The 8,725-nt window shown below is 48.0% G+C and carries 8 protein-coding genes, 1 tRNA gene and 1 pseudogene; 8 read left to right on the forward strand and 2 right to left on the reverse strand.

Annotated features, from left to right (window positions below):
* The first annotated feature begins 54 nt into the window (after positions 1–54).
* From SHD_RS02665 to nadE, 5 genes are all read left to right on the forward strand, one after another.
* Positions 55–918 (forward strand): tetratricopeptide repeat protein, encoded by an 864-nt coding sequence (locus SHD_RS02665; RefSeq protein ID WP_023265731.1) that lies wholly within the window; start codon positions 55–57, stop codon positions 916–918.
* Between the two features lie 141 nt (positions 919–1,059).
* On the forward strand, positions 1,060–1,704 hold the full coding sequence (gene adk, locus SHD_RS02670; RefSeq protein ID WP_039977263.1) for an adenylate kinase: 645 nt from the start codon (positions 1,060–1,062) through the stop codon (positions 1,702–1,704).
* 80 nt (positions 1,705–1,784) lie between these two features.
* Entirely contained in the window at positions 1,785–2,831 is a 1,047-nt protein-coding gene (gene hemH, locus SHD_RS02675) for a ferrochelatase (RefSeq protein WP_023265733.1), read from the forward strand.
* A gap of 189 nt (positions 2,832–3,020) precedes the next feature.
* Positions 3,021–4,325 (forward strand): inosine/guanosine kinase, encoded by a 1,305-nt coding sequence (locus SHD_RS02680; protein WP_023265734.1) that lies wholly within the window; start codon positions 3,021–3,023, stop codon positions 4,323–4,325.
* Positions 4,326–4,461: 136 nt separating this feature from the next.
* Positions 4,462–5,292 carry an ammonia-dependent NAD(+) synthetase gene (nadE, locus tag SHD_RS02685; protein WP_039977265.1) on the forward strand — a complete coding sequence of 277 codons (831 nt, stop codon included), beginning with the start codon at positions 4,462–4,464 and terminating at the stop codon, positions 5,290–5,292.
* A gap of 92 nt (positions 5,293–5,384) precedes the next feature.
* Here the strand turns inward: nadE and SHD_RS02690 are convergent, their stop codons facing one another.
* Complete coding sequence (locus tag SHD_RS02690; protein WP_023265736.1) at positions 5,385–5,930, reverse strand: DUF6942 family protein; 546 nt, start codon at positions 5,928–5,930, stop codon at positions 5,385–5,387.
* 170 nt (positions 5,931–6,100) lie between these two features.
* On the opposite strand from SHD_RS02690, the gene SHD_RS02695 reads away from it, so the two are divergent.
* The gene (locus SHD_RS02695; protein WP_023265737.1) at positions 6,101–7,576 is read left to right on the forward strand and encodes an alpha/beta hydrolase; all 1,476 of its coding nucleotides are present in this window, start codon (positions 6,101–6,103) and stop codon (positions 7,574–7,576) included.
* A gap of 196 nt (positions 7,577–7,772) precedes the next feature.
* Positions 7,773–7,849: transfer RNA gene (locus SHD_RS02700), tRNA-Pro, on the forward strand.
* Between the two features lie 149 nt (positions 7,850–7,998).
* Here SHD_RS02700 and SHD_RS22225 read toward each other — a convergent pair.
* On the reverse strand, positions 7,999–8,466 hold the full coding sequence (locus SHD_RS22225; RefSeq protein ID WP_023265738.1) for a site-specific integrase: 468 nt from the start codon (positions 8,464–8,466) through the stop codon (positions 7,999–8,001).
* On the opposite strand from SHD_RS22225, the pseudogene SHD_RS22230 reads away from it, so the two are divergent.
* Positions 8,408–8,569: pseudogene (locus tag SHD_RS22230) on the forward strand (IS91 family transposase); the annotation flags it as partial. The gene SHD_RS22225 and the pseudogene SHD_RS22230 overlap by 59 nt on opposite strands.
* Between the last annotated feature and the right edge of the window lie 156 nt (positions 8,570–8,725).

An 8,725-nucleotide genomic window follows, 5' to 3' on the forward strand; every position in this document is an offset into this window, starting at 1 on the left:
CATTACCCTCGGGCATTTCCTAGTAGAAGTGCCAGTTTGGGAGTAAGGAAAACCATGGATAATATCCTCGATCTAACGAAAGACAATATTCAGCAAGTGGTTGATGCTTCGATGCAGCAACTGGTGGTGATGGTGTTTTGGGCCCAGCCACAGCCGCAGAGTGTTGCCATGGTGCAAACACTCGAGCAACTTGCCGCGCAGCATGCTGGCCGTTTTGTGCTGGCGAAAGTGAACTGCGAAACTGAGCTGGAAATCGCGAACTATTTCCGCATTCAAGCACTGCCGACTACCTTAGTACTGGATAAGGGCCAGCCAATCGATGGCTTTGCGGGCATGCAGGAGGCGGCGCAGGTGAGCGCTATGCTGGAGAAACACTTACCACCCTTATGGCAATTGCAGCTTGAGCAAGCCAAAGCCCTGTTAGCCTTAACCCAAGTATCGGTGGAGGATTTAACTACTGCGGCTGTGTTACTGAAAGACGCCTATAGCGCCTCACATCAGGCGGCTGAGGTGAGTTTGGTGCTCGCCGATGTGTATTTGATGCAGGGTGAACTCGCCCAAGCGCAAACTTTACTCGAACAGATTGGTCTTGCCGACCAAGACGGTTATTACCAAAGCTTAAAGGCAAAATTAACCCTTGCCTTGGATGCGGCGGACACGCCAGAAATTCGTGATTTGCAGCAGAAGTTCGAGCATAATCCGCAGGATTTAGTGTTATTACTCGAACTTTGTAAGGCCCTGCATTCGGCCCACCGAGACGAAGAAGCGCTCGCGCATTTATACAGTGTGTTATCTAAGGATTTAACTGCTGAAAATGGCAAGGTAAAACAAGTCTTTATGGAAATTTTAACAGCGCTTGGGCAAGGCAATAGTCTGGCGAATCAGTACCGCCGTAAGCTCTATACCTTGCTTTATTAAAGATTAAATTGGCTGCAAAACTGCGATTTATTTACGGTTTCTGAGGCTAAAGTCGAAGCTAAAAGCCTTCTCAATGGCGGCCAGATGTGCGAAGATCGCCGCCCTAAGAAGAATATCAATGCGAAAAAGAGGACTCTTGAGATGCGCATTATCCTATTGGGCGCCCCAGGTGCCGGTAAAGGTACCCAGGCCCAGTTCATTATGGAACAGTATGGTATCCCACAAATTTCTACTGGCGACATGTTACGTGCTGCCGTTAAAGCCGGTACTCCGCTGGGTTTAGAAGCGAAGAAAGTGATGGATGCAGGCCAACTGGTTTCTGATGATCTGATCATTGGACTGGTTAAAGAGCGTATCGCACAGGACGACTGTGCTAAAGGTTTTCTGTTGGACGGTTTCCCACGCACTATCCCACAAGCGGATGCGATGGCGGCAAACGGTATCAGCATTGATCACGTTATCGAAATCGATGTGCCAGACGAAGAAATCGTTAAGCGCATGAGCGGTCGTCGCGTTCACCCAGGTTCTGGCCGTGTTTACCACGTGGTATTCAATCCACCTAAAGTGGAAGGCAAGGACGATGTGACTGGCGAAGACTTAGCAATTCGTCCAGATGACGAAGAAGCCACAGTGCGTAAGCGTTTAGGCATTTACCACGAGCAAACTAAGCCATTGGTTGAATACTATGGCAAAGTGGCTGCGGCGGGTAACACTCAATACCATAAATTCGATGGTACTCAGTCGGTTGCGGCTGTGAGTGCACAGTTAGCCAGCGTGCTGAAATAAGCATCATTCGCTAAATTCGAGAACAAGTTCTCATATTAGGAAAAAGCCTGCTATTGCAGGCTTTTTTTATTAGCGACCGAATGTTAGCCTGCCGAGGTATTTGGCTGATAAAAGGTAACACATTGACTTCTCCCTCTCCTGCGTTTGGCGTGTTATTGGTCAATCTCGGCACGCCCGATGAACCTACTCCCAAAGCGGTTAAGCGATTCCTCAAACAGTTTTTAAGTGATCCTCGGGTCGTCGATTTGTCCCCTTGGCTGTGGCAGCCGATTTTGCAGGGGATAATCCTTAACACCCGACCCGCCAAGGTGGCCAAACTTTATCAGAGCGTGTGGACGGAGCAGGGCTCGCCGCTAATGGTGATAAGCGAGCAGCAGGCACAAAAATTAGCCACGGATCTGAGCGCGACCTTTAATCAAACCATTCCGGTGGAACTGGGCATGAGCTATGGCAATCCTTCGATTGAGAGCGGCTTTGCCAAACTCAAGGCTCAAGGCGCCGAACGTATCGTGGTGCTGCCGCTGTATCCGCAGTATTCCTGCTCAACCGTCGCCAGTGTGTTCGATGCGGTGGCGCAGTATTTTACCCAAGTGCGTGACATTCCTGAGCTGCGTTTTAGCAAACAGTATTTTGACCATGAAGCCTATATCGCGGCCTTAGCGCATTCGGTGAAACGCCATTGGAAAACCCATGGGCAGGCCGACAAGTTAATTCTATCCTTCCACGGTATTCCGCTGCGGTATGCCACTGAAGGCGATCCCTATCCTGAGCAGTGCCGCGCGACGGCCAAGTTACTGGCGCAGGCGCTGGAGTTAACCGAAGGACAATGGCAGGTGTGTTTCCAATCCCGCTTCGGTAAAGAAGAGTGGTTAACCCCCTATGCCGATGAGCTGCTGGCCGATTTACCCCGTCAAGGCGTAAAAAGTGTCGATGTGATTTGCCCAGCCTTTGCCACCGATTGCCTTGAAACCTTAGAAGAGATTTCCATTGGCGGTAAAGAGACTTTCCTGCATGCGGGCGGCGAAGCGTATCATTTTATTCCCTGTTTAAATGATGATGAGCTCCATATCGAGCTGCTCAGGCAACTGGTGCAAGAACAAGCCCAACCATGGATACGCGCAGAGTGACGGTAAATTTCTCCCGTTGAAACCGAAACACGGCCTAGTTTCATGCTGATTTTATGGTAGAATCTGCGCCCCTTGTGGCTCGGGAGTGGATTTTTTATCTCTCTAGCCTAGACTCATTATTTTAGGACACGGTGAGCGTAGGCTCATTGTAATGCCCATTAGCATGGATGCCAGGAAAAGAGAGCCACTATGAAGTTTCCCGGTCAGCGCAAATCGAAACATTATTTTCCGGTCAAAACCCGTGACCCACTGCTTGAGCAATTAACCCAGCAACCTCAACCTTTTGCGACTTATATCAGCGGTATCGATCAAACCTTAGTGGATATCGAAGCCAAGGTAGAGGATGAGTTGCTCGGGCGTTATGGTTTACCCAAGGGTAATTCGACGCTTATCAATGATGAGCAAGCGCACGCCCTGTATACCGAGCTGAAACAAAACGATTTAATCAGCGATGAGTTTGCGGGCGGCACTATTGGTAACACAGTGCACAATTATTCTATTTTGGCCGATGACCGCTCAGTATTATTTGGAGTGATGAGCCAAAATATCGAAGTCGGCAGTTATGCTTACCGTTATCTTTGTAACACCTCCTCAAAGGTTGACCTTAACTTCCTGCAACCCGTCGATGGTCCTATTGGCCGTTGTTTTACTCTGATTTCGGATTGTGGTGAGCGTACCTTTGCGATCAGCAAAGGGGCGATGGATAAGTTAACTCCTGAATATATTGATAAAGACGTAGTGCAGGGCAGCTCTGCCTTGGTATTAACCGCCTATTTAATGCGCGCCAGCGGCGGCGACAGGATCACCGATGCGGCCATGTGCGCGATTGAATACGCTAAAGCGGCCGAAGTTCCCGTGGTATTGACCTTAGGCACACGCTTCTTAATCGAAGAAGATCCCGTTTGGTGGCAAAACTTTATCCAAGAGCATGTGACCATTTTGGCGATGAACGAAGATGAAGGTGAGGCCTTAACCGGATTTCGCGATCCACTGCTTGCCAGCGAAAAAGCCCTCGAGTGGTGTGATATGGTGTTAACCACCGCAGGTCCCATCGGGCTTTACACCGCAGGTTATACCGATGATGCTGAAAAGCGTGAGACTAGCCATACACTGCTGCCCGGTGCTATCCCCGAATTTAACCGTTATGAGTTCTCGCGTCCCAAGCTTAAGCGTGATTGCGAAAACCCGATTAAAGTCTATGCCCATATTTCCCCTTACATGGGCGGCCCTGAGAAAATCGGCAACACCAATGGTGCGGGCGATGGTGCGTTGTCGGCGTTATTGCATGACTTGGCGGCCAATACCTTCCACAAGACCAATGTGCCAGGCTCAAGCAAGCATAAGCGTGATGGCCTGTGTTATTCGTCATTCTCACAAATTTGTAAGTACGCTAACCGCGTGGCTTACGAGGTGTTGGCGCAGCACAGTCCGCGTCTCTCCCGCGGTTTACCTGAGCGTGAAGACAGCTTAGAAGAATCCTACTGGGAAAGATAAACCAGCACTGGTTTGAGTCAATCAGGGCAATAACGGCAAACCGTTATTGCCCTTGTTGTTTTTAGGCGCAAATAAATGATAACGTTAGGCGGTTTACCGCTCCCAATAACAGCGAATATTTAAGGTGGAATTTTCGGTGAAAGCGCAGATCTTAAGAGAAATGAAGGTACTCAAGGCGATTGAGCCTGAGTTTGAAGTGCAGCGCCGTGTGGCGTTTATTAAAACTAAGCTCAAAGAGGCCCGCAGCAAGGCGTTGGTATTAGGGATCAGCGGTGGTGTGGATTCTTCAACGGCGGGGCGTTTATGCCAATTGGCCGTTGATAGCCTTAATAGTGAACATCCTGACGGCGGTTATCAGTTTATTGCGGTGCGCTTACCTTATCAGATCCAAAAGGATGAGCACGAAGCTCAGCAAGCGTGCCAATTTATTCAGCCATCAAAATTAGTCACAGTAAATGTGCATCAAGGTGTTGATGGTGTGCACCAAGCCACCTTAACCGCGTTTGCTGATGCGGGACTGAGTATGCCAGATGCGTCGAAAGTCGATTTTGTGAAGGGCAATGTCAAAGCGCGGATGCGCATGATTGCCCAGTATGAATTAGCAGGGTTAGTCGGCGGCTTAGTGGTGGGAACCGACCATAGCGCCGAAAACATCACTGGTTTTTATACCAAATGGGGTGATGGCGCCTGCGATCTCGCGCCTCTATTTGGTCTCAATAAACGCCAAGTGCGCCAATTAGCGGCCTATCTTGGTGCACCTGAGTCATTAGTTTACAAGGCGCCTACGGCGGATTTAGAAGATAATAAACCGCTACTCGAAGATGAAGTCGCGCTCGGGCTGACCTACGAGCAAATCGATGATTTCCTCGAAGGGAAAACCGTCGATAAGGCCGTGGAAGAAAAGCTGATCAATATCTACAAGGCCACTCAACATAAGCGCCAGCCGATTCCAACCATCTACGACTGATTTTTTATCACTAACCTTGTGGCATAGGCAATGCTATCTAGGTTTTCTTTTAAAGCACTCGGCCTATCCGGGTGCTTTTTTATAGAATTTTATCAAGCAGATACGTTCTGTAGATGCGAGCGTGTAAGTGCAATCAGGGCATTAGAGTATTGGCGGTAATCCAAGTAGGGCGTGAGTAACACTGATATCGAGTGTGAAGATTGAGTCTGCATTATTGTCGTGATGTCTTGCAGTTTACCTTGGGAGGCTTGCATCAATTGCAGCACTGTTTGTTGGTCGGCTGTTTGCTTATTGGCGCTTTGCTGAGGGCCTGTGGCGATGTTGCTATTGGCTGCAATCCCTAATGCCGTGGCCGAGGTTTGCCCACAGACAATATGAATATTGGCATATGGTGAGAGGGCTCTAGCGCCTATCAGCAACATTTGCTCCGTCAGCAATAAGTTGTCGCGATAATTGCGCCAATCTTCACTGGGGGCGCAAATTTTGGCCATAATGGTGAAGATCTTACGCCAGTGGTTACCGTTTAAAGCGATGAGTTCTGCTATCGCGCTGTCCTGCTCCCAATGCCAATATGCAGGTATAAGTGGGGGATTGGGGAGATAAAACGCATAGGGCGCAGCCGCTGGGCCAATCTGCATAATAAGTAGAATGTGTGAATATCGAATAAAAGTGACGCGGATCTTAACCTAAGTAAAGTTAATCGCGACAATTAAAATGCCATCAAACAATAATAAATATGAAGATTGAGGTTTGTTTTTACCTAACCTTATAATCTGCTTGTGCATTTTACGGGATCCAAGGGACGAGAATGAAAGCCATCATCATAGGCTCAACCAAGCACTTATTTTTCGCGGCATGTTATGCCTGTTTGGGGGTTGCCGTTGCCCTGTTGGTAACCGGCATACATTTTCTTAATGCCAGGCCCGATCTCTCCCTTTGGCACACCACTGAACTTAAAAACGAATTTCGCTATAACACAAAGTTAGATAATTTTAGTGATTACATTGCCTTAGAAGATAAGTTATTTGCCGAAGTCGATGAGAAAGTCCTCAATAAAGTATCAGTAACAGATGCATCACCTGTTAATCGCTATGTGAAGCACAGTTTGTCGGATCCCGCCCGTTGGCCCCATAACTGGAACCGCACCTTCGAGTGGCCCAAGGCCAATGCGCCCTATGGTGTATTGCTGCTCCATGGTATGTCCGATTCACCCTATGCCATGTCTAATGTGGCGGCACATTTTAAGGGCAAAGCCCATGTACTTGGCTTAAGACTGCCTGGACATGGCACTATCCCTAGCGGTCTCACTAGCCTCTATTGGCAGGACTTAGCCGCCGCAGTGAATTTAGCCACGGCGCATATGAAACAAGAGCTAAAAGGTAAACCGCTGTTTGTGATTGGTTTTTCAACGGGTGCTGCAATCGCGCTTAACCATGAGCTTGAGTTAATCAATCAGGAAAAAGCTCCCGATTATGCGGGAATGATTTTTATGTCGCCCGCTATTGGACTTGCCCCAATTGCTGCAGCGGCCCGTTGGCAGAGTTGGATTGGCCGTTTACTCGATTTAGATAAGTTGCAGTGGAACAGTATTCAGATGGAATACGATCCCTTTAAATACACTTCTTTTGCGGTAAACGCGGGCGATGTTGTCTACCAATTAGCGCTGCGCAATCATAGCTTATTGAGTGGGTTAACGCCTTCACAGCGTGAACAAATCCCATCGATTTTGAGCTTTCAGTCCGTGGCTGATGCAACGGTATCAAGTGCCGCGGTAGTGAACCTGCTTTACCAAGTGCTGCCTGAAAACGGCCATGAGTTAGTGTTGTTTGATATGAACCGCACTGTGATCAACAGTAAATTGATGGCAGATGATCCGCTGCCAGCTTTACTACCGACATCTAGCGATAATATTCATTACCGTGGGACGCTGATCGAAAATATCAACAGCGAAACAACTCAAGTTCAAGCGCGTGAGTTTGGGCTTATGCCTCGCAAAAAGAGCATTACCGAGGTCGAGAGCTTATCTCTGCATTGGCCACAGGGAGTGTATTCCTTATCCCATGTGGCAGTGCCATTTGCTGAAGATGATGGTCTTTATGGCAATATAAGTAATGAGAAGTCAACGAGAATTCAGATAGGCGCCGCCGCATCCCGTGGCGAACGTGGTGTTTATAGTGTTCCAGCATCCGAAATGTTACGCCAAAAATGGAATCCGTTTTTCCCCTACATTTTGACGCGCATTGACCAATATTACGCACGTCATATGCCGAACAAAGCCCAATGAAAGGGCATAAAATTTTGAAAATAGAGTCATTCAGGCCAGAAACTAAGCAGTTAGTCAAACTCAGTTCACTAAGCACTTGCACAGAGGCGAGGCAATTGCTAAAGTCTGCGTCACTTAAGGTGAACCCCAGTTAATCGCACTTTAAGTAATAAGTGTTTAATGTTTAACTTAATAATCGATTAAACACTGACAATTTCGGTATGTAGCGCAGCCCGGTAGCGCACTGTCATGGGGTGTCAGGGGTCGGAGGTTCGAATCCTCTCATACCGACCAAATTCATAAACAATAAAGCCTGCAATCTTAATCAGTTGCGGGCTTTTTTGTGTCTGCTTGTTTATGCAAGGGTGGACTAACGGGGGACTAATGGGGGACTAACGGATTTCAAAAATCCTTCTTCCAATTAGTACTTTGCCTTAGTTTTATTAATGGCTGAATTTAATCTCAGCGTGTGGTACTTCGGTCCATTGCAGGTGATCCCGCACATAGATTTTGGTGGACTTGGCATCGGTGTGAGCCATCCGACCTTGAGGGTCAACACCCATATCAGAAAACAATCTGGCAGATAGCGCGCGGATCTCGTGGAAGGTTGGGCGCTGGCTCATTTCTAAATGGTCGCACAGACCTAACTCATCCCTTAACGCCGAAAAGGCTCTGCTAAGGTAATTAGGATCAAGCTGATAGCGATGGTCAGTGGCCACACTTTGTTTATTGAATTTGTCAGGTCGGCGATGAACCACATAAGGGCAAAGTAACCCGTCGCAGCTTTTATCAATAATGGCCTTTAATACTTCACCAATCGGTATGGCCACATGGCTGGCTTCTTTTTCTTCACAAATCCAACTGATGTTAGCTGTCGCAGGAGCCGCTTTCCCCGTATTACCAGAGGTCAAACGTGCCTTAGCCGTGCGCTATTGCCCTTGTTGCCATCTCGCGATGCATTTTATGGGCGTTCATGTGCGTCATCGGCCGACAGACGCTAACATCATCGCCTAAGGCGAGAAGTATAAGGATAACGGGTTAACCAAACAGAATGAGGACTCGATAACAGCTTGATGAGTAGGTAATAAAAATATTAGCTCGTTCGCTAAGGGCGGGTCATGTCTGCATAAAAGTCTCTTTGAAAATAAGACCTTCGCCAGTACACATTCT

Origin of the sequence: Shewanella decolorationis S12, from assembly GCF_000485795.1 — a bacterium.
GTDB classification, from domain to species: domain Bacteria; phylum Pseudomonadota; class Gammaproteobacteria; order Enterobacterales; family Shewanellaceae; genus Shewanella; species Shewanella decolorationis.